General features: G+C 40.1%; 18 protein-coding genes, 1 tRNA gene, 1 other RNA gene, 1 riboswitch and 1 other annotated feature. Of the genes, 16 read left to right on the forward strand and 4 right to left on the reverse strand.

What is annotated here, in order from left to right; genetic code table 11:
* Positions 1-831 precede the first annotated feature (831 nt).
* Positions 832-1,770: a YaaC family protein gene (locus ACFQ4X_RS18975; RefSeq protein ID WP_379838001.1), complete on the reverse strand. Its 939-nt coding sequence runs from the start codon at positions 1,768-1,770 to the stop codon at positions 832-834.
* Between the two features lie 170 nt (positions 1,771-1,940).
* Here ACFQ4X_RS18975 and guaB point away from each other — a divergent pair, with 170 nt between their 5' ends.
* From guaB to ACFQ4X_RS19020, 9 genes are all read left to right on the forward strand, one after another.
* Positions 1,941-3,398, forward strand: coding sequence for an IMP dehydrogenase (gene guaB, locus ACFQ4X_RS18980; protein WP_379837973.1), 1,458 nt, complete (start codon positions 1,941-1,943; stop codon positions 3,396-3,398).
* A 79-nt stretch (positions 3,399-3,477) separates the two neighbouring features.
* Entirely contained in the window at positions 3,478-4,836 is a 1,359-nt protein-coding gene (locus ACFQ4X_RS18985) for a D-alanyl-D-alanine carboxypeptidase family protein (protein ID WP_379837975.1), read from the forward strand.
* Between the two features lie 168 nt (positions 4,837-5,004).
* Positions 5,005-5,889 carry a pyridoxal 5'-phosphate synthase lyase subunit PdxS gene (gene pdxS, locus ACFQ4X_RS18990; RefSeq protein ID WP_066285337.1) on the forward strand — a complete coding sequence of 295 codons (885 nt, stop codon included), beginning with the start codon at positions 5,005-5,007 and terminating at the stop codon, positions 5,887-5,889.
* A gap of 4 nt (positions 5,890-5,893) precedes the next feature.
* Positions 5,894-6,478 carry a pyridoxal 5'-phosphate synthase glutaminase subunit PdxT gene (gene pdxT / locus ACFQ4X_RS18995; protein WP_379837977.1) on the forward strand — a complete coding sequence of 195 codons (585 nt, stop codon included), beginning with the start codon at positions 5,894-5,896 and terminating at the stop codon, positions 6,476-6,478.
* Between the two features lie 37 nt (positions 6,479-6,515).
* Positions 6,516-6,733, forward strand: a binding site (T-box leader).
* A gap of 71 nt (positions 6,734-6,804) precedes the next feature.
* On the forward strand, positions 6,805-8,079 hold the full coding sequence (gene serS, locus ACFQ4X_RS19000; RefSeq protein WP_379837979.1) for a serine--tRNA ligase: 1,275 nt from the start codon (positions 6,805-6,807) through the stop codon (positions 8,077-8,079).
* Positions 8,080-8,358: 279 nt separating this feature from the next.
* A tRNA-Ser gene (locus tag ACFQ4X_RS19005) sits at positions 8,359-8,451 on the forward strand.
* A 386-nt stretch (positions 8,452-8,837) separates the two neighbouring features.
* Positions 8,838-8,945: riboswitch (SAM riboswitch) on the forward strand.
* Between the two features lie 67 nt (positions 8,946-9,012).
* Complete coding sequence (locus tag ACFQ4X_RS19010; protein ID WP_379837981.1) at positions 9,013-10,026, forward strand: methionine ABC transporter ATP-binding protein; 1,014 nt, start codon at positions 9,013-9,015, stop codon at positions 10,024-10,026.
* Positions 10,019-10,681 (forward strand): methionine ABC transporter permease, encoded by a 663-nt coding sequence (locus ACFQ4X_RS19015; RefSeq protein ID WP_066285344.1) that lies wholly within the window; start codon positions 10,019-10,021, stop codon positions 10,679-10,681. Before ACFQ4X_RS19010 ends, ACFQ4X_RS19015 begins: the two co-directional genes overlap by 8 nt.
* A gap of 14 nt (positions 10,682-10,695) precedes the next feature.
* Complete coding sequence (locus ACFQ4X_RS19020; RefSeq protein WP_379837983.1) at positions 10,696-11,511, forward strand: MetQ/NlpA family ABC transporter substrate-binding protein; 816 nt, start codon at positions 10,696-10,698, stop codon at positions 11,509-11,511.
* Between the two features lie 246 nt (positions 11,512-11,757).
* On the opposite strand, the gene ACFQ4X_RS19025 is transcribed toward ACFQ4X_RS19020, so the two are convergent.
* The 3 genes from ACFQ4X_RS19025 to ACFQ4X_RS19035 form a co-directional block, all read right to left on the reverse strand.
* Positions 11,758-12,426: a deoxynucleoside kinase gene (locus ACFQ4X_RS19025; RefSeq protein WP_379837985.1), complete on the reverse strand. Its 669-nt coding sequence runs from the start codon at positions 12,424-12,426 to the stop codon at positions 11,758-11,760.
* On the reverse strand, positions 12,423-13,064 hold the full coding sequence (locus ACFQ4X_RS19030) for a deoxynucleoside kinase (protein ID WP_379837987.1): 642 nt from the start codon (positions 13,062-13,064) through the stop codon (positions 12,423-12,425). Before ACFQ4X_RS19030 ends, ACFQ4X_RS19025 begins: the two co-directional genes overlap by 4 nt.
* Before the next feature lie 117 nt (positions 13,065-13,181).
* The gene (locus ACFQ4X_RS19035; protein ID WP_379837989.1) at positions 13,182-13,784 is read right to left on the reverse strand and encodes an isochorismatase family cysteine hydrolase; all 603 of its coding nucleotides are present in this window, start codon (positions 13,782-13,784) and stop codon (positions 13,182-13,184) included.
* A gap of 244 nt (positions 13,785-14,028) precedes the next feature.
* Between ACFQ4X_RS19035 and tadA the strand changes: the two genes are divergently transcribed.
* From tadA to ACFQ4X_RS19070, 7 genes are all read left to right on the forward strand, one after another.
* Positions 14,029-14,529, forward strand: a complete 501-nt coding sequence (gene tadA, locus ACFQ4X_RS19040; protein WP_379837991.1) for a tRNA adenosine(34) deaminase TadA — start codon at positions 14,029-14,031, stop codon at positions 14,527-14,529.
* A gap of 86 nt (positions 14,530-14,615) precedes the next feature.
* Positions 14,616-14,880: signal recognition particle sRNA large type (ffs, locus tag ACFQ4X_RS19045), an RNA gene on the forward strand.
* Between the two features lie 105 nt (positions 14,881-14,985).
* Positions 14,986-16,695 (forward strand): DNA polymerase III subunit gamma/tau, encoded by a 1,710-nt coding sequence (gene dnaX / locus ACFQ4X_RS19050; protein ID WP_379837993.1) that lies wholly within the window; start codon positions 14,986-14,988, stop codon positions 16,693-16,695.
* 17 nt (positions 16,696-16,712) lie between these two features.
* On the forward strand, positions 16,713-17,027 hold the full coding sequence (locus tag ACFQ4X_RS19055) for a YbaB/EbfC family nucleoid-associated protein (protein ID WP_379838003.1): 315 nt from the start codon (positions 16,713-16,715) through the stop codon (positions 17,025-17,027).
* Positions 17,028-17,036: 9 nt separating this feature from the next.
* Positions 17,037-17,633, forward strand: coding sequence for a recombination mediator RecR (recR, locus tag ACFQ4X_RS19060; RefSeq protein ID WP_379837995.1), 597 nt, complete (start codon positions 17,037-17,039; stop codon positions 17,631-17,633).
* Positions 17,634-17,650: 17 nt separating this feature from the next.
* Complete coding sequence (locus ACFQ4X_RS19065) at positions 17,651-17,875, forward strand: YaaL family protein (protein WP_379837997.1); 225 nt, start codon at positions 17,651-17,653, stop codon at positions 17,873-17,875.
* Between the two features lie 78 nt (positions 17,876-17,953).
* Positions 17,954-18,220 carry a pro-sigmaK processing inhibitor BofA family protein gene (locus ACFQ4X_RS19070; RefSeq protein WP_379837999.1) on the forward strand — a complete coding sequence of 89 codons (267 nt, stop codon included), beginning with the start codon at positions 17,954-17,956 and terminating at the stop codon, positions 18,218-18,220.
* Positions 18,221-18,496: the final 276 nt, after the last annotated feature.

Raw genomic sequence — 18,496 nt, forward strand, 5'->3', positions numbered from 1 at the left:
AGTTAAGCTCTTCAGCGCCGATGGTAGTTGGGGGTCTCCCCCTGTTAGAGTAGGACGTCGCTAGGCAATGAGGAAGATGGATGAAGATCCATCTTCTTTTTTTGTGTTGAAAAGAAAGCAGCTTTTTTATAGAAAAAACATGTTGGTCACATAAAAAGCGGTGAAGCAGATAGCTGATCCACCTCATTTTTGTCGAAAATCTATAAAAAAAATTACAGCCTGGAAAGTAAGATTTACAGTCTAGAAAATTTAATTACGGCTTATAAATCCAAATTACAGCCTAGAAAATAAAATTACAGACTAGAAAAAAAAATTACGGCCTAAAAACGCTTTTTACCCCAATAACCCCACTAGTAACACCCCCATAAAACCGCCCATTCCGTACACCAATCAAAAATTCACACTAACTCTCTAAAAGTCTGCTAAAAAAATACTATATTTTTTTAAAGGTTTATAAATAGTAAAATAATACAATTTAGGCAAAGTTACAAATGAGGAGAATTAAGATGGAAATTATAATCATTTTATTATTTATTATTTTTTCTATTTTGTATTTCCTTTCTATACGATCTATGTCGGTTTTAGAAAAGGAAGGTAGGGCAGATAATGATAAAATCTTACTCCGTGCCTATAGGAATTGTTATCATGCTGTATTATGGATATTTCTTATAACGATAACAGCGAATGTTTTTTTAAAGTAAAACCGAATTATCAATTATTATTTAATTTAACCTATCAGTAATGTTCATTTCTAATTTCACACGAAAAATTAAATATTCCCAAAAGACCAACCAGGCATAATCTGCACTGGTTGGTTTCTTCTTCTTATAATTAAGGTATATCCATGGTATGGAGTAATTGGCCAAATAGATAGGGGATTTTCTGAGCTGTTACGTTTAGGAATTGATTAATAAAAGGCAGCTCATGTGAGGTATAGGTGTGGAACAGTTCACTCCACCATTCTGTATCATAACGGCTAATCATACTTAAGTTATAGAGAAGAACATAATGAACCATCAATTCATTGAGAACTGGCATTTGCAATAATTCACGATCAACAGGAAAGTAATAGGTGTTTTCTGCAAGGTGATAATTTAGAGGGAAACAACTAAATGGGTGCAGATTATCTTTTATAACTATTTGATAATTATTTGAATCATTCAACTCAATGATCATATTAGAAGAAAAAATACCATTCATATATTCCGCAAACCTTTCATCTGACATATGCAATAAGTCGGCAGCTTCACCAGATAATGAAAAGGTATTATTCACATTTTTGTTCATTCTAATTTGATAAAATGAACCTGTCATTTGTTTAAATAAAGGTCCTAATTCTGGCAATGTTTTAAGAAGATGATACATCATAAACTTTTCGCCTTCGATGTGTTTCATGTGAAACATTTTTTCGCAAAAATGATTAAACAGACCTGTTTTTTGTACTTTCACCTCATCATTAAAAAATTCGTAGCTCCGTTTTTTTCTCTTTCGTGTAGATAATCCATGAGCCAAGACGGAACTCGAATCGGGATATTCAGGATCCATGCATAATATACAAGCCTTCATCAACTGAGTCATTCCATAAAAGAGAAGCACAGGTTTAAGTTCTGAAGGAGCTTGATCTGCCAGCGTATAGTATTTTTTTCCGTGTTCAATATAGTAAATAAATCCATAAGTATTATCAAAGCTTTTTCCGTTGCTATCCTGCAAATTTAATTTTTCATATTGTTTTGCTAGAAATTGCTGTGTTTTTTGAGAGGAAAAGAACATATCAAACAAAGACCATACATCTTGCCTTATTACCACGGGTTATTTTCCTCCTGTAATTTAAATTATTTGAAAAATCGAACATATCTTGTATTCCTTGACACTAGTTTACCCAGTTGATAATCTACAAATAATATTTTTCTGGATTAAAAATTTGAAGGGGTGGGTTCGGCATGTGGCAAGATAAATTTGCTAAAGAAGGATTAACGTTTGATGATGTGTTATTAATTCCTGCGAAATCTTCAGTTCTTCCTAATGAGGTTTCAATTAAAACAAGGTTATCTGATTCTGTGCGATTAAATATTCCGATTATAAGTGCTGGGATGGATACTGTAACGGAATCAAACATGGCGATTGCAATGGCGCGTCAAGGCGGCCTTGGAATTATTCATAAGAATATGTCGATCGAAGAACAGGCTGAACAAGTTGACCGTGTAAAACGTTCTGAGAGTGGTGTAATCACAAATCCATTCTATTTAACGCCAGAACACCAAGTTTTTGATGCAGAGCACTTAATGGGTAAATACCGTATTAGCGGTGTACCGATTGTAGATGCTGATAAAAAACTGGTAGGTATACTTACAAACCGTGACTTACGTTTCGTTCAAGATTATTCCATTAAGATCTCAGATGTAATGACGAAGGAGAACTTAGTAACAGCTCCTGTAGGAACTACTTTAAAAGAAGCGGAGAAAACCCTTCAGCAATATAAAATTGAAAAACTTCCTTTAGTTGATGAAGATGGTACGCTACAAGGTTTGATCACAATTAAGGATATTGAAAAAGTTATCGAATTCCCTAACTCTGCAAAAGATTCTCAAGGACGTCTCTTGGTAGGTGCTGCAGTCGGAGTTACAAAAGATGCACTGCTGCGTGTTGAGAAGCTGGTTGAAGCCGGTGTGGATGCGATCGTTCTTGATACAGCACATGGGCATTCAGAAGGTGTTTTGCAAAAAGTTAATGAAGTAAGAGCTGCTTATCCGGATTTAACGATTATCGCAGGAAACGTAGCTACTGCAGAAGCAACGCGTGACCTTATTGAAGCCGGAGCAAGTGTTGTAAAAGTAGGAATCGGCCCCGGATCAATCTGTACGACTCGTGTTGTTGCAGGTGTAGGTGTTCCGCAAGTGACAGCTGTTTATGACTGTGCAACAGAAGCAAAGAAATACGGTGTTCCAATCATAGCGGACGGCGGCATCAAGTATTCTGGCGATATCGTCAAAGCATTAGCTGCAGGCGGACATGCAGTAATGCTTGGCAGCATGCTTGCTGGGGTATCAGAGAGTCCAGGAGAGCGTGAAATCTTCCAAGGGCGCCAGTTTAAGGTTTATCGCGGAATGGGTTCTGTTGGTGCGATGGAACGCGGCAGCAGTGATCGATATTTCCAGGAAAATAATAAAAAGCTTGTTCCAGAAGGCATCGAGGGACGCGTACCGTACAAAGGTCCTCTTGCAGATACCGTATATCAGCTTATTGGGGGCATCCGTTCAGGAATGGGTTATTGCGGAACGGCAACGATCGAGGAACTTCAAAATGACTCCCGTTTTGTAAAAATTACAGGAGCTGGACTTCGCGAGAGTCATCCGCATCAAGTACAAATTACTAAAGAAGCACCAAATTATTCGGTCTAAAGGCACATTTTTAGGACAGAGGGCTAACCTCTGTCTATTTTTTTGAAAAGGTGTATGTTACAATAATTTTTGTGTGTAAATGGGTTTGGAGGTGCAGTTTTTGAACAGCAAGATAAAACAACTTTTAGTGTTAACATTGATTTTTTCGTTTTTTGCAACGAGTTTATTAGGATTTTCAAATTCAGCAAGTGCAGCGCCGTCTTTAGATGTGAAAGCTGAGGCTGCTATATTGGTAGATGGTGATACAGGGAAAATATTATATCAGAAAAATGTTGATATGATGCTTCCTCCAGCAAGTATGACCAAAATGATGACTGAATACTTATTGTTAGAATCAATCAAGAAAAATAAAATTTCATGGGATCAAAAAACGCGTATCACTGAACACGCCCATAAGATCTCACAAAATCGCGGACTGTCTAACGTACCATTAAGAGTAGACGAGCAGTACACTGTTCGTGAGTTATATGAAGCTATGGCTATATACTCTGCAAACGGAGCGACGATTGCGTTAGCAGAATTAATTTCTGGTTCTGAAGCTGAATTCGTTAAAAAAATGAATGCTAAAGCAAAAGAATTAGGCTTAAAAGATTATCATTTTGTAAACTCCACTGGTTTGAACAACAAAGATTTAATGGGTCAGCACGCAGCTGGAGATGCAAATGAAGAGAATATGATGAGTGCACGATCTACGGCAATTCTTGCTTTCCGTTTGATCAATGATTATCCGGAAGTCCTAGAAACAGCAAGTATCCCTGTGAAAAATTTCCGTGAAGGTACTGACGATGAAATTGAAATGGATAACTGGAACTGGATGCTTCCTGAGCTTGTTTATGGATATGAGGGTGTAGACGGTTTGAAAACAGGATCTACGGATCTTGCTGGTTTTGCATTTACAGGTACGATTAAAAAAGGTGATACACGTCTTTTGTCTGTTGTTATGAAAACCAACAGCTATAAAGCACGTTTTGATGAAACGAAAAAGCTATTTGACTACGGATTTGATAACTTCGAAAAAGCAGAGATCTTACCTGGTAATTATCAGATGAAAGATCAAAAAACTCTTCCTGTCGTAAAAGGGAAAGAGAAAGAAGTTAAAGTTTCAACGAAAGAGCCTCTTTCTCTTGTTATTAAACGAGGGGAAAAAGAGAACTACAAACCTAAATTTGTAGTAGATAAGAAAAAAATCAATAAAGATGGTGAATTAACTGCCCCTGTTAAAAAGGGAGATGTTGTAGGCCATCTCAATATCGAGTACAAAGGTAAAGGCGAAGATTACGGTTACCTGCTTGATGGAGATACAAAAGGAAAGACAGAAGTTGTTACAACAAAATCTGTTGAAAAAGCAAACTGGTTCGTTCTTGCGTTAAGAGGTGTCGGAAGCTTCTTTGGCGGAATCTGGTCCGGAACTGTGGACATGATTAAAGGTTTGTTTTAATTTCATAATATTTATAAGCTCTTCAGCGCATGCTGAGGAGCTTTTTTTCTGAAAATAGAGAGTCTTGCGCTTTTTATGAATTACGATAAAATAGATGAGGATACTAGTTTTATTTTAAAAGAACCGATTAAATCGGTTATACCACATATAATCAGGGGGTAGTGTAGCATGTTAAAAACAGGTACTGAACGTGTAAAAAGAGGAATGGCAGAAATGCAAAAAGGCGGCGTCATTATGGACGTTATTAACGCTGAGCAAGCACGTATTGCCGAAGAAGCTGGTGCAGTAGCAGTAATGGCATTAGAACGTGTTCCTTCAGATATTCGTGCAGCAGGCGGGGTAGCCCGTATGGCTGATCCAACAATCGTAGAAGAAGTTTTAAATGCTGTATCTATTCCTGTGATGGCAAAGGCGCGTATTGGACATATTGTTGAAGCACGCGTGCTTGAAGCAATGGGTGTTGACTACATCGACGAGAGTGAAGTGTTAACACCTGCAGATGAAGTTTTCCACTTGTTGAAGAGTGACTACACTGTACCTTTCGTATGCGGTGCACGTGATCTTGGAGAAGCATCTCGCCGTATTGGTGAAGGTGCATCAATGCTTCGTACAAAAGGTGAGCCTGGAACAGGAAACATCGTTGAAGCCGTTCGTCACATGAGAATGATTCAAGGACAAATCCGCAAAGTTGTTGCAATGAGCGAAGATGAGCTAATGACTGAAGCCAAAAACTTAGGTGCTCCCTTTGAAGTACTTCTTCAAATCAAAAAAGCAGGCAAGTTACCTGTAGTTAACTTTGCAGCAGGCGGTATCGCTACACCAGCGGATGCAGCACTTATGATGCAGCTTGGTGCAGACGGCGTATTCGTAGGATCTGGAATCTTCAAATCTGAGAACCCAGAAAAGTTTGCTCGCGCAATCGTTGAAGCAACTACACACTATCAAGATTACAAATTAATCGCTGAACTCTCAAAAGGTCTTGGTACTCCTATGAAAGGTATCGAAATCTCTACACTGGCTCAAGGTGAGCGCATGCAGGAGCGAGGCTGGTAATTACATGCTGAAAATCGGAGTTCTTGCTTTACAAGGAGCAGTACAGGAGCATGTTAAAGCGATAGAAGCTTCTGGAGCTCAAGCTATAGCAGTAAAACGTGTAGAAGAGCTTGAGGATCTTGATGGCTTGGTAATGCCAGGCGGTGAAAGTACAGCGATGAGACGATTGATCGATAAATATCTATTCCTTGAACCGTTAAAGGAATTTGCAAAAAACAAACCTATTTTTGGTACTTGTGCAGGATTAATTTTAATGGCAAAAAGAATTCAGGGTCAGGACACAGCTCATCTGGAGCTGATCGACATGACAGTTGAACGCAACGCGTTTGGCCGCCAAGTTGACAGCTTTGAAGCTGATCTTATGATTCACGGAGTCGGTGAAGATTTTACAGGCGTATTCATACGAGCACCGTTTATCGTTGAAGTAGGTCCTGAAGTTGAAATTCTTTCAAAGCATAACGACCGAATTGTTGCAGCCAAACAAGGTCATTTCTTATGTGCAGCTTTCCATCCGGAATTGACGGACGACCACCGTTTACATCAGTATTTTGTAAAAATGGTGCAATCCAACAAAGAAGTAGTTGCATAAAATAGAAAAATGCTGTACATTACTATAAAATCATCATAAAAAATCAATGACAGGAACTAGTAGCAAAAATGACTTTGTTTAGAGAGTCGGTGGCTGGTGAAAACCGATCAAAGTATTTTGTGAATCCATCCTCGAGTGAAAAGCCGAAAGTAAGTAAGCATTTCCGGTGAAGAACCGTTATACTTAAATGAGCCGGCAGTAGGCATAGTTCTATTGCAATCAGGGTGGCAACGCGGGTTAACTCTCGTCCCTGTTTCTAATGTGATCATTAGGAGCAGGGGCGGGAGTTTTTTGATTTTTTATAACGAATAAAGGAGGAAATAAGTATGTTGGATTTAAAATTTGTCCGTGCTAATTTTGAAGAAGTGAAACAAAAACTGTCTGCAAGAGGAGAAGACCTTTCTGGTTTGAATCAGTTTGAAGCACTTGATCAGCGCCGCCGTGAATTAATCGGTGAAACGGAGGCTTTAAAGTCTAAGCGTAATGAGGTATCTAAACAGGTAGCAGAATTCAAACGTGAGAAAAAAGACGCTGACCATCTTATTACTGAAATGCGTGAAGTAGGGGATAAAATTAAAACGATTGATGATGAACTTCGTCAAGTAGAAGAAGATCTTCACGGAATTATGCTGACGCTGCCTAACATACCGCATGAAAGTGTCCCTGTTGGAGAAACAGAAGATGATAACGTACCCATTCGCCACTGGGGTGATGTACCAGAGTTTTCTTTTGAAGCAAAAGCACACTGGGATATCGCAACTGACTTGAACATTGTTGATTTTGAACGAGGAGCAAAGGTAACTGGAAGCCGTTTCGCATTTTATAAAGGTCTTGGGGCACGTTTAGAGCGTGCACTGATCAACTTTATGATGGACCTTCATGAAGACGAACACGGGTATACAGAGGTTCTGCCTCCATACATGGTTAATCGTCAAAGTATGACAGGAACTGGGCAGCTTCCTAAGTTTGAAGAAGACGCATTTAAGATTCGTGAAGAGGATTATTTCCTGATTCCAACATCAGAAGTACCTGTAACAAATATGCACCGTGAAGAAATTCTATCAGCTGATGAGCTTCCAATAACTTATGCAGCATACAGCGCGTGCTTCCGTTCTGAAGCGGGGTCTGCAGGGCGTGACACTCGCGGTTTAATCCGTCAGCATCAGTTTAATAAAGTAGAGCTTGTACGCTTTGTTAAGCCGGAAGATTCTTACGAAGAACTTGAAAAGCTAACAGGTCATGCAGAAAAAGTATTGCAGCTTCTAAACCTTCCATACCGTGTACTAAGCATGTGTACGGCTGACCTTGGATTTACAGCTGCTAAAAAGTACGATATCGAAGTATACCTTCCAAGCTATGGTGAATACCGCGAGATCTCTTCTTGCTCTAACTTTGAAGATTTTCAAGCGCGCCGTGCTCAAATTCGTTTCCGCAGAGAAGCGAAAGGCAAGCCAGAATTGGTTCATACGCTAAACGGATCTGGATTAGCGATCGGACGAACATTAGCAGCAATTTTAGAGAACTACCAGCAAGAAGATGGAACGGTTATCATTCCAGAAGTACTTCGTCCATACATGGGCAATAAAGAAGTAATCAAGTAAACCAAAAGGGGCTGTCCAAAAAGTAAGGTAAACTTACTTTTGGCAGCCCTAATTTTTTATTTTACAAATAAAAAATAAATAATGTCCCCAATTCCAGCTATCATTTCGAGGATTTTCGGCCATAAGGCTCACCTTACCCCTCGTGGAAAGCGAGCGCCTGGAGCGGAAAACAACCTCTTGTAATAGCGACAAAGTTTGCGAAAAAAGATTTCATTTTTTTATAAAATTACGTTGACACTATATTTACTCACATGTTATTATAGTTCTTGTCAGTCACACGGAGGTATACCCAAGTCCGGCTGAAGGGATCGGTCTTGAAAACCGACAGGGGTTTAACGACCCGCGGGGGTTCGAATCCCTCTACCTCCTCCATATACATATTCAACCTCATCTGAGCTTATCAGGTGAGGTTTTTTGTTGTTTTTATTTTCTAAACGATTGTTGCTTTTGGCTTTTTCTATTTTCATCATTTGCAAGTTGATTGGAGTGCAAGGGGCGAGACTCCTACGGGACGAGCGGTCAGGTGGAGACTCCTAATGGCGCAAAGCGGCAGGAGGCTCACCGCACGCCCCGTGGAAAGCGAGCAGCCTGGAGCGGAAATCAACTACTTTCAATGGCAACTTAATTAACTGTAAAATTATTTTTCCTTATCCTATAAGCGATGTAAGCGCTAACACTTTAAAGCGGTAAAAAAATATTATTGACAGAACTTTTCGACAGGTAGTAATATGTCAATTATAACTTAATCAAATAATCAACACTTATTAAGAGAGACTGAGGGATCAGGCCCAATGACGTCCGGCAACCTCCATTATGGAACGGTGCTACTTCCTGCAGAATGATTCATTCATTCTGGAAGATAAGTCGATGTATGTCTATTCGCCCTCTTCCATTGAATGAAGAGGGCTTTTTATATTGAAGGAGGACAGAAATATGATTGAAGTGCGTGATGTTACGAAAATATATTCCGCTAAAGGAAAAGACATTGTTGGGGTCAAGAATGTGTCACTTACGATAGAAAAGGGTGAGATATTCGGAATTGTTGGCTACAGCGGTGCTGGGAAAAGCTCTCTCCTCCGTTGCTTAAATTTATTAGAGAAGCCAACATCAGGCGAGATTTTAATCGACGGTGTCTCCATTACGAAATTATCTAAAAAAGAACTTCGAGAAGAACGGCTAAAAATAGGAATGATCTTTCAGCATTTTTATCTTATTAGTGCAAAAACCGTATATGAAAATATCGCATTTGCGTTAAAAGCTGCTGGAAAAAAGAAAGATGAAATTAATCATAAGACTCTTGAACTGTTACAGATGGTGGGGTTAGAAAATCAAAAGGATCAGTATCCGGCTCAGCTGAGCGGCGGACAAAAGCAGCGGGTCGGAATTGCACGGGCACTTGCCAACGATCCAAAAGTTTTGCTTTGTGATGAAGCTACTTCTGCACTCGATCCAAATACAACAAAAGCTATTCTTTCACTTCTGCAATCCATCAATAAAAAGCTTGGCATCACAATTGTCCTTATCACACATGAGATGGAAGTCGTAAAAGAGATCTGTCATAGGATGGCAGTGATGCAGGATGGAGAAATCATCGAGACAGGTGATGTTTATAACTTATTTGCACATCCAGAGAAAGAGTTAACGAAAACGTTTATTAGCAGTGTCATACAAATGAACCTTCCTGAACCGCTCTTAAAAGGACGTAAAGGAGTGGTGATTAAGATTCATTTTAAAGGCGCGATAGCAGAAGAAGCAGTCGTCTCTGAACTCTTCCAAAACTTTAAGGTAAAAGGAAATATTCTTCACGGAAAGATTGAATACATCCAGGAAACACCGTTAGGGATATTTATTATGGAACTGATAGGTGAAGAGGCAGAAGTTAAGCGTGCCATCGCTTACATTAAAGACAGAATCGAAAATTTAGAGGTGGTGAAACAAGTTGCTTGATTCTTTGTACAGCATCCTGCCAGATTTGAATAAAGCATTTTTTGAGACATTATATATGGTCGCGATCTCATTAGGTGTTTCTCTGATCGTAGGCCTTCCGTTAGGAGTAGCCCTGTTTGTTACAGACAAAGGTTTATTGTTTGAAAACGTCTGGATTAAACAAATTGCAGGGATTTTAGTAAATTTAATCCGTTCCGTACCTTTTATCATCCTTCTAGTAGCTTTGCTGCCTTTAACTCAGCTGATCACGGGTACAACGATCGGTCCAACTGCAGCGTCAGTATCATTGTCTGTAGCCGCTATTCCATTCTTCGCACGTTTAGTTGAAACCTCATTAAGGGAGATCGATAAAGGTGTGATTGAAGCGGCTGTTGCGGTAGGAGCAACGCCATGGATGATCATCCGTGAAGTGCTGCTTCCTGAAGCGAAACCAGGAATCGTTCAAGCGATTACTGTCACAGCAATAAGCTTATTAGGCTACTCTGCAATGGCAGGTATTGTAGGGGGCGGAGGGATCGGTGATTTTGCGATTCGATTCGGCTATTACAGATATGACAACACCATTATGTTTACAACTGTTGTTCTGCTGATTGTCATTGTGCAGCTTATGCAGGTCATTGGTGACGGAGTAGCTCGAGCGGTAAATAAAAGATAAAAAGGGGATACCACATGAAAAAAATTATACTTACACTATTCACTGCAATTGCTGTACTGGCTTTAGCTGCTTGCTCTTCCACATCAGGGGCATCAAAAGATAAAGAAATCACACTTGGAGCAACTGCTGGTCCCTACACAGATATGGTAAACAAAGCGATAAAACCCTCTTTAGAGAAAAAAGGCTATAAAGTAAAGGTTGTTGAATTCAGCGATTATATCCAGCCAAATTTGGCGCTTTCTAAAGGTGATCTCGATGCAAATCTTTTTCAGCATAAAGTGTATATGGAGAACTTCGCAAAAGAAAAAAATCTAAAATTATCTGAAGTTATCATAGTACCTACAGCCCCAATGGGATTGTATTCTAATAAATTCAAATCGATAGATGAGATTAAAGAAGGAAGCACACTTGCGATTCCTAACGATCCGGTGAACTTAGCGCGTACATTAATCATGCTTGAAGATGCTGGACTTATTACGATTAAAGAAAATATCAATCAGCTGACAGCGTCCGAAAAAGATATTAAAGACAATCCAAAAAACTTAAACTTTAAACCGTTAGAGGCAGCCCAGCTTCCGCGTGCCGTACAAAGTGCTGATGTTTCTGCAGTACCAGGAAACTTTGCACTCGCTGCAAAAATGGATCTGCTGGACGCGCTTCAGCTTGAAAATATGCCTGATACGTATCGAAATCGTGTAGTCGTTAATACGAAAGATCTTGAATCGGCATTTGCCAAAGATATAAAAGAAGTAGTGGAATCCAAAGAATTTGAAGAAGTAATCGATAAAGAGTTCAAAGGCTTCGGCAAGCCTGAATGGATGAAAAAATAAGACTGTTTTCGTAACTAGAAAAGGGTGTGTAAGCACATCGTAGATAAAGTTGATTGGAGCGTAAGGTGCGAGACTCCTGCGGGAGCAGCAGGACAGGTGAGACCCCGCAGGCCGTAAAGCGCCGAGGGGGCTCACCGCACGCCCCGCGGAAAGCGAGCATCCTGAAGCGGAAATCAACTTCTCCTCCAAAAGAAAGCTAAAAAATTAAGCCCCGTGTCAATTTAATGACTTGCGGGGCTTTTGCTTTTATAAACGAACTTCTCTTTTTGCTTCAATCTTTTGTGCGATTTTTCCTACGATATGATCGATTGATTCAGGGTTTTCACGAAGGTCATAGTCGTTAATGTTTACACGGAGTACCGGACATGAGTTAAAAGATGCGATCCACTTTTCATAGCGGTCGTACATTTCTTCCCAATACGATACAGGTGTCTCTTGCTCCATCTTGCGTCCTCGCTTTTGAATACGAGCTAAAATGTCATCTAAAGAACCTTCCAGATAAATCAAACAATCCGGTTGAGGGAAGTAAGGTGTCATCACCATTGCTTCAAACAGGTGGGTATATGTTTCATAGTCCACCTCGGACATATTCCCTTTATCATAATGCATGCGGGCAAAAATGCCTGTATCTTCATAGATGGAACGATCCTGAACAAATCCTCCGCCATAATCAAACATTCTTTTTTGCTCTTTAAATCGTTCAGCTAAAAAGAAAATTTGCAGATGAAAGCTCCATCTTTTGAAATCATGATAGAAATTTTCTAAGTATGGATTGTTGTCGACCTTTTCCATTGATGTACGGAAATTTAATTTATTTGCAAGAGCGTTGGTCAATGTTGATTTACCTGCACCAACCATTCCTGCCACGGTAATTACAGCATCATTTGGAATGCCGTATTGGATGAGCTTGTTCATTTTGCAACTTCTCCTTTTTTCAAAGTTGCATCTATTAAGGATAAGATTTTCTCTTTATCCGTTTCATACGCAACAAAATCTAACTCGTCTCCATTGAAAGTCAGCACCGGAATTTCAGGATGCTGTCTTTTAAAGGCTGACATGAATGTATCATAGTCAGCAGCAAGCTGTTCTAAGTATGCAGGCTCCATGTTTTGTTCAATAAACCGCCCGCGCTTTCTAACACGTTCTAACAATGTATCAAGGCTAGCATTTAAGTATATGATCATGTTCGGTACAGGCATATCTTCTGTTAAGATATCAAAGCACTGCATGTATTTATTGTAATGACGGTCTTTTAGCGTACGACCGGCAAAGATTCTGTTCTTAAAAATATGATAATCGGAAACGACAGGTGTTTGTTTTGCTAGATATTGATCTTGAATATCTTCAAGCTGTTTGTACCTGTTGCAAAGAAAGAACATCTCGGTTTGAAAACTCCACTCATCGATGTCGTCGTAAAATTTTCCGAGAAAAGGATTCTCTTCTACAATTTCCTCTAATAATTGAAATTTAAAGTGCTCTGCAATGGCTTTTGCCAGTGATGTTTTCCCTACGCCAATCGGCCCTTCAACTGCGATAAAGGGGGTTGAACTCATCTTCCTTTTCCTCCCTTTCTGTTAACAAAACGAAAAATTACAGACAAAGAATATTGTAGCATACGTTTGGAAAAGGTGGATAGATTATCGGTAAAATTAATCAATAATAACAACTTCTTAGTAGATTTTCCTTTGTTTACTTTTATTAGCTTGCTCGATCATAGCAGATAGATCCAATTCTTCACTAGGACTGATATCTGCATCGAGTGTTTTTTCCATTAATATTAACGCTCTTTCATTGTCTTCTTCTATATTAGATGCTGAACAATCAGCTGGTGCATATATATCGAATCCGCGCATATAGGCGTCATTTGCTGTAAAGAGGACACAAATATTTCCTGCAACACCGCATATAATCAGTGTTTGCACTTTAAGATCATTTAATAAAGTTGATAAAGGCGTTGAAAAAAATCCAGAGTGCTTTGGTTTTATTACAAAATAGTCGTCATCGTCAGGCTGCAGCTTTTTTACGAACACCCCTCCATCTTGTTCCATACAGTACTCGACGAGTTTTTGTTTATCGGACTGCCATTGTCCGAAATTGTCATTTACATAAATAACAGGTATACCTTCTTTTTTTGCCCGTTTTTTTAGTTTTGATATTTTTTCTGCGATAGGAGCAGATGTTTTTAATAAAAGAGGGGCTTCAGGAAAATTAAAGTCATTAATAACGTCAATAATAAGCATGGCGACAGGGATCTTGTTTTCATTCTGAGTCATAGATGTCCCTCTCCTTTTTTTTTGATGGTAGTTGATTTCCGTTACAGGATGCTCGCTTTCCGCGGGGCGTGCGGTGAGCCTCCCTATCGCTTCGCGCTGGCGGGGTCTCACCTGCCCCGCTGATCCCGCAGGAGTCTCGCACCTTGCACTCTAATCAATGCCTTATTGAAAAGATTCCTTTCTTTATTATTTACAAAACCTCTTGTATAATCTCTATCAACTAAAACTTTGGAGCGGGACGATAATGGAGATATTAGAAAAAGATGAGTATTTCATGGAATTTGCGTTAAAAGAAGCGGAGAAAGCGGCTGAAATCGGTGAAGTCCCGATTGGTGCTGTATTAGTAAAAGGTGATGAGATTATTTCAAGGGCTCACAATTTGCGCGAAGTCGAACAAAGAGCCATCGCCCATGCCGAATTATTAGCGATCGATAAAGCTTGTAAAGAAACAGGCGCATGGAGACTCGAAGGGATGACTCTATATGTAACGCTGGAACCATGTGCAATGTGTGCTGGTGCTATCGTTCTCTCGAGGGTAAACAGAGTCGTATATGGAGCCAGAGATCCAAAAGGGGGCTGTGCGGGTACATTGATGAACCTTTTACAAGAAGACCGCTTTAATCATCAATGTGAAATAGTCTCAGGTGTAAAAGAAGAAGCATGTCGTGAAATCCTTTCAACCTTTTTTAAAAACCTCCGAGATCGTAAAAGGAAAGAAAAGGAAGAGCAAAAGAGAGAGCTTTAAGGCTTGTACAGTTGATTTTTAATGACAGGCATAGTATACTAAATCTTGCACATTTGATTGTGCATCTAACAATGTTATACACTTTGTCGCGCTAGATGGGGAGGTAGCGGTGCCCTGTACTCGCAATCCGCTGTAGCGAGGTTGAATTCCTCTCCTCGGTTAGTTCAACGTATGGTCTGACGGACGTAAGTGGTGTTGATGTCCGGGTCCTGCGCAACGGAGACCCATGAACCCTGTCAGGTCCGGAAGGAAGCAGCAGTAAGTGGACCACTTCGTGTGCCGTGGGGCAACCTGGACTGAGCTAACTGCGTTTGTACGCATAGGTTGACTATTCCAAAGAGAGGTGCGCGGCATTCTAATATATAAACAATAACTCATCCTTGTCTCAGGGGTGAGTTTTTTGTAATGTTTCAGTATAATAAAGAAAGAATGAAGTGATTTTAGGGAGGCAAAGGGATGAGTTATCAGGCACTCTACCGTGTATGGAGACCGCAAAGCTTTGAAGATGTGGTCGGGCAGGAACACATTACGAAAACGATTCAAAACGCCTTGATGCAGGACAAGCTTTCCCATGCCTACCTGTTTTCAGGACCACGAGGAACGGGGAAAACTAGCGCAGCCAAGATTATTGCAAAAGCCGTTAACTGCGAGCGTGCCCCAGTGTCCGAGCCTTGCAATGAATGTGATGCATGCAGAGGTATAACTAACGGAACTATTTCTGATGTGCTCGAAATTGATGCGGCATCCAATACAGGAGTAGATGATATTCGTGACATTCGGGATAAGGTTAAGTTTGCTCCTTCATCGGTAACGTACAAAGTCTATATTATTGATGAAGTACATATGTTATCCACTGGAGCGTTTAATGCTTTATTAAAAACTCTTGAAGAACCGCCAAGTCATGTCATTTTTATTTTAGCAACGACAGAGCCGCATAAAATTCCGGCTACCATTGTTTCAAGATGCCAGCGCTTTGATTTTAAGCGGATTTCATCTCAGTCTATTATCGGACGGATGAAAAAGGTCGTCGACGCAAACGGGACAGAAGTCGAAGAAGAAGCATTGCAATTACTGGCTCGTGCTGCTGAAGGCGGTATGCGTGACGCATTAAGTTTGCTAGACCAGGCAATTTCATATAGCGATGAGAAGGTACGGGTTGAGGACGTTCTATCTGTAACAGGATCAGCTTCCCAAAAGCATCTTTCAGAAATGGCAGAAGCCTTTTTAGAAAAAGATGTATCAAAGGCTTTAACGATATCATCAGATCTTTTACAAGAAGGAAAGGATCCTGTCCGTTTCTTAGGAGACCTGATCTATTACTATAGAGATATGCTTCTGTATAAAGCAGCGCCGCAGCTTGAAGAGCTATTGGAGCGTGTTTCAACAGATGAGTCGTTTGAACATCTTGCCTCATCGACTGAAACGGAAAGTATCTATTCGATCATCAGCCAGTTGAACCAGGCTCAGCAAGAGATGAAATGGACCAATCACCCTAAAATCTTTTTAGAGACTACGTTCATTAAAATATGTTATCAAAAACAAGAAGGTGGTTCGGCACAGAAGGAGAATCCTTCTATTGAACCACTTTTGCAAAGAATCGAACAGCTTGAGCAGGAACTATCTAAGATGAAGCAGGGCGGATGGACTCAAAGCGGCTCTAGTTCTTCCGAGCAGGAAACACCTAAAGAAAAAAGGGTTATTCGAACACAAGGCGGAGCATCCCATGGTCAAGTAAAGGAGATGCTGAAAAAAGCAAAGAAACCTAACCTTGTGCAATTAAAAGGCATGTGGGGCGAAATCTTAGATAAGATCCGCTCAGAAAAAGTAAGTGCCTATGCACTGCTGTCTGGAGCAGAACCAGTAGCATGTTCCGATCAATTATTCCTGCTTTCATTTCAGCATGAAATTCACAGGCAGATGGCTTCACAAGATAACAACAGAAGCTATGTTGAAGGGGCAGTTTATAGTACAATAGGAAAGAACCTGTCCATGCTGTCCATTTTGGATCCGGAATGGCAGAAACTAAAAACTGAATTCATTAAAGAGCAGCAGCAAGGCCAGCCTTCTTCAGAAGAGCAGGAAACAAAAGAGGACCCTCTCATAACAGAAGCAATTAAATTGGTTGGCGATGATTTAATTGAGATAAAAGAAGAAGAGAACGAATAAGGAGGAGTTGTAAGGTGATGAAAGGCAACATGAACAATATGATGAAACAAATGCAAAAAATGCAGCGTGATATGGCAAAGGCTCAAGAGGAGTTAAAAGATAAAGTGATCGAAGGAACTGCTGGCGGCGGAATGGTTACTGTTAAAGCGAACGGCCACAAAGAGATCATTGATATTGTAATTAAAGAGGAAGTTGTAGACCCGGATGATATTGATATGCTTCAAGACCTTGTGTTAGCGGCTACGAACGATGCGCTTAAGAAAGTAGACGAAATGGTTTCACAAGACATGGGCAAATTCACTAAAGGGCTAAACATTCCTGGTTTATTCTAGGAGTTATTCATGCATTATCCTGAACCGATATCAAAACTGATTGAAAGCTTTATGAAATTGCCGGGCATCGGACCGAAAACGGCGGTTCGCCTGGCATTTTTCGTATTGGAAATGAAAGATGATGACGTTCTCGACTTTGGCCGTGCGCTGGTCAATGCAAAACGGCAGCTTATCTATTGTTCCAATTGTTTTCATATTACTGACCGTGATCCTTGTATGATCTGCGATGATTCGAGCAGAGACCGTTCGACTATTTGTGTCGTACATGATTCTAAAGACGTAATCGCAATGGAAAAAATGAAAGAATACCGAGGCCTTTATCACGTTCTTCACGGAGCGATCTCCCCTATGGATGGTATCGGACCTGAAGACATTAAAATCGCTGAGCTCTTAAAACGTTTAACAGACGAAGGAGTTCAGGAGATTATCATGGCGACAGATCCAAATATAGAAGGAGAAGCAACGGCTATGTATATGGCACGGCTTCTAAAACCCACAGGTATTAAAATTACCCGTATCGCTCATGGACTCCCAGTTGGCGGAGACTTAGAATACGCGGACGAAGTTACGCTATCCAAAGCGCTTGAAGGCAGAAGAGAAATCTAACTAAAGGGGTTTGCTACATGTTTTTTTCCCGTAAAGGGCGCTTGAAGCGGTCCGGAGATCAACAGTTGCTCCAAAGTCTTGATGAATTAAAAACAGAATGGATGCATCAGAAAGAAATGGTGGAACGCAGTGTCGAACCATCAGAAGAAGTGATTTTTAAACTTCAATTAGCAGAATCTAAATATTTCTTCTTATTAAAAGAAGCTAAAAAAAGAAATGTAACGACCAGCAGATTAAAATAACTGCTGGTCTATTTTTTGGACAACTCCCATACAATGACTAGTAAATAAAACTGAATGTATGTATAGGAGGTTTAAACAGTGGAGCCTATTACTGTAATCGCGATACTTGGAACTATCATCTTCGTTCTCTTGCTCGTCGGTGCTCCAATGCGCCCTTTAAGGTGGCTTGGATTTGGAATCACACGTTTTTGTATTGGGGCTTTGCTTCTTTTCCTATTAAATGCGATCGGCAATTCCTACGATATACACATTCCAATCAATATGTTCACAGCACTAATATCAGGAATAGCAGGCTTGCCAGGATTAGCATCACTAGTCGCGATCGAGTTTTTCATTTTAGGATAGAATTCAGTATAAAAGGTAATGTCGTTAATCGGTCCAGAGGCTGGGACACAAGCCTTCTGGTCTTTTTTTATTAAAATCGAAAATAATTTTAAAATAGCTATTGACCCTGCTTGTGAAGCGTGATATATTATTAAAGTCGCCAAAACGAGCGGCGCACTAAACGAGTTTTACAACAAGTTCTTTGAAAACTGAACAAAAGCAAAGGTAAGGAATTAAGAATTAATTCCGTCAGTAATAAATTAGAGCAAGTCAAACACTTTTATGGAGAGTTTGATC

This window comes from Fictibacillus halophilus, assembly GCF_042680145.1.
In the GTDB taxonomy this organism is placed as follows: domain Bacteria; phylum Bacillota; class Bacilli; order Bacillales; family Fictibacillaceae; genus Fictibacillus; species Fictibacillus halophilus_A.

What these genes read in the sequence shown, in the direction of transcription:
- ACFQ4X_RS18975 (WP_379838001.1), bottom strand. Translation starts at nt 1,770, where the DNA reads ATGTTCTTTTCCTCTCAAAAAACACAGCAATTTCTAGCAAAACAATAT.
- guaB (WP_379837973.1), top strand. Translation starts at nt 1,941, where the DNA reads ATGTGGCAAGATAAATTTGCTAAAGAAGGATTAACGTTTGATGATGTG.
- ACFQ4X_RS18985 (WP_379837975.1), top strand. Translation starts at nt 3,478, where the DNA reads ATGGGTTTGGAGGTGCAGTTTTTGAACAGCAAGATAAAACAACTTTTA.
- pdxS (WP_066285337.1), top strand. Translation starts at nt 5,005, where the DNA reads ATGTTAAAAACAGGTACTGAACGTGTAAAAAGAGGAATGGCAGAAATG.
- pdxT (WP_379837977.1), top strand. Translation starts at nt 5,894, where the DNA reads ATGCTGAAAATCGGAGTTCTTGCTTTACAAGGAGCAGTACAGGAGCAT.
- serS (WP_379837979.1), top strand. Translation starts at nt 6,805, where the DNA reads ATGTTGGATTTAAAATTTGTCCGTGCTAATTTTGAAGAAGTGAAACAA.
- ACFQ4X_RS19010 (WP_379837981.1), top strand. Translation starts at nt 9,013, where the DNA reads ATGATTGAAGTGCGTGATGTTACGAAAATATATTCCGCTAAAGGAAAA.
- ACFQ4X_RS19020 (WP_379837983.1), top strand. Translation starts at nt 10,696, where the DNA reads ATGAAAAAAATTATACTTACACTATTCACTGCAATTGCTGTACTGGCT.
- ACFQ4X_RS19025 (WP_379837985.1), bottom strand. Translation starts at nt 12,426, where the DNA reads ATGAACAAGCTCATCCAATACGGCATTCCAAATGATGCTGTAATTACC.
- ACFQ4X_RS19030 (WP_379837987.1), bottom strand. Translation starts at nt 13,064, where the DNA reads ATGAGTTCAACCCCCTTTATCGCAGTTGAAGGGCCGATTGGCGTAGGG.
- ACFQ4X_RS19035 (WP_379837989.1), bottom strand. Translation starts at nt 13,784, where the DNA reads ATGACTCAGAATGAAAACAAGATCCCTGTCGCCATGCTTATTATTGAC.
- tadA (WP_379837991.1), top strand. Translation starts at nt 14,029, where the DNA reads ATGGAGATATTAGAAAAAGATGAGTATTTCATGGAATTTGCGTTAAAA.
- dnaX (WP_379837993.1), top strand. Translation starts at nt 14,986, where the DNA reads ATGAGTTATCAGGCACTCTACCGTGTATGGAGACCGCAAAGCTTTGAA.
- ACFQ4X_RS19055 (WP_379838003.1), top strand. Translation starts at nt 16,713, where the DNA reads ATGAAAGGCAACATGAACAATATGATGAAACAAATGCAAAAAATGCAG.
- recR (WP_379837995.1), top strand. Translation starts at nt 17,037, where the DNA reads ATGCATTATCCTGAACCGATATCAAAACTGATTGAAAGCTTTATGAAA.
- ACFQ4X_RS19065 (WP_379837997.1), top strand. Translation starts at nt 17,651, where the DNA reads ATGTTTTTTTCCCGTAAAGGGCGCTTGAAGCGGTCCGGAGATCAACAG.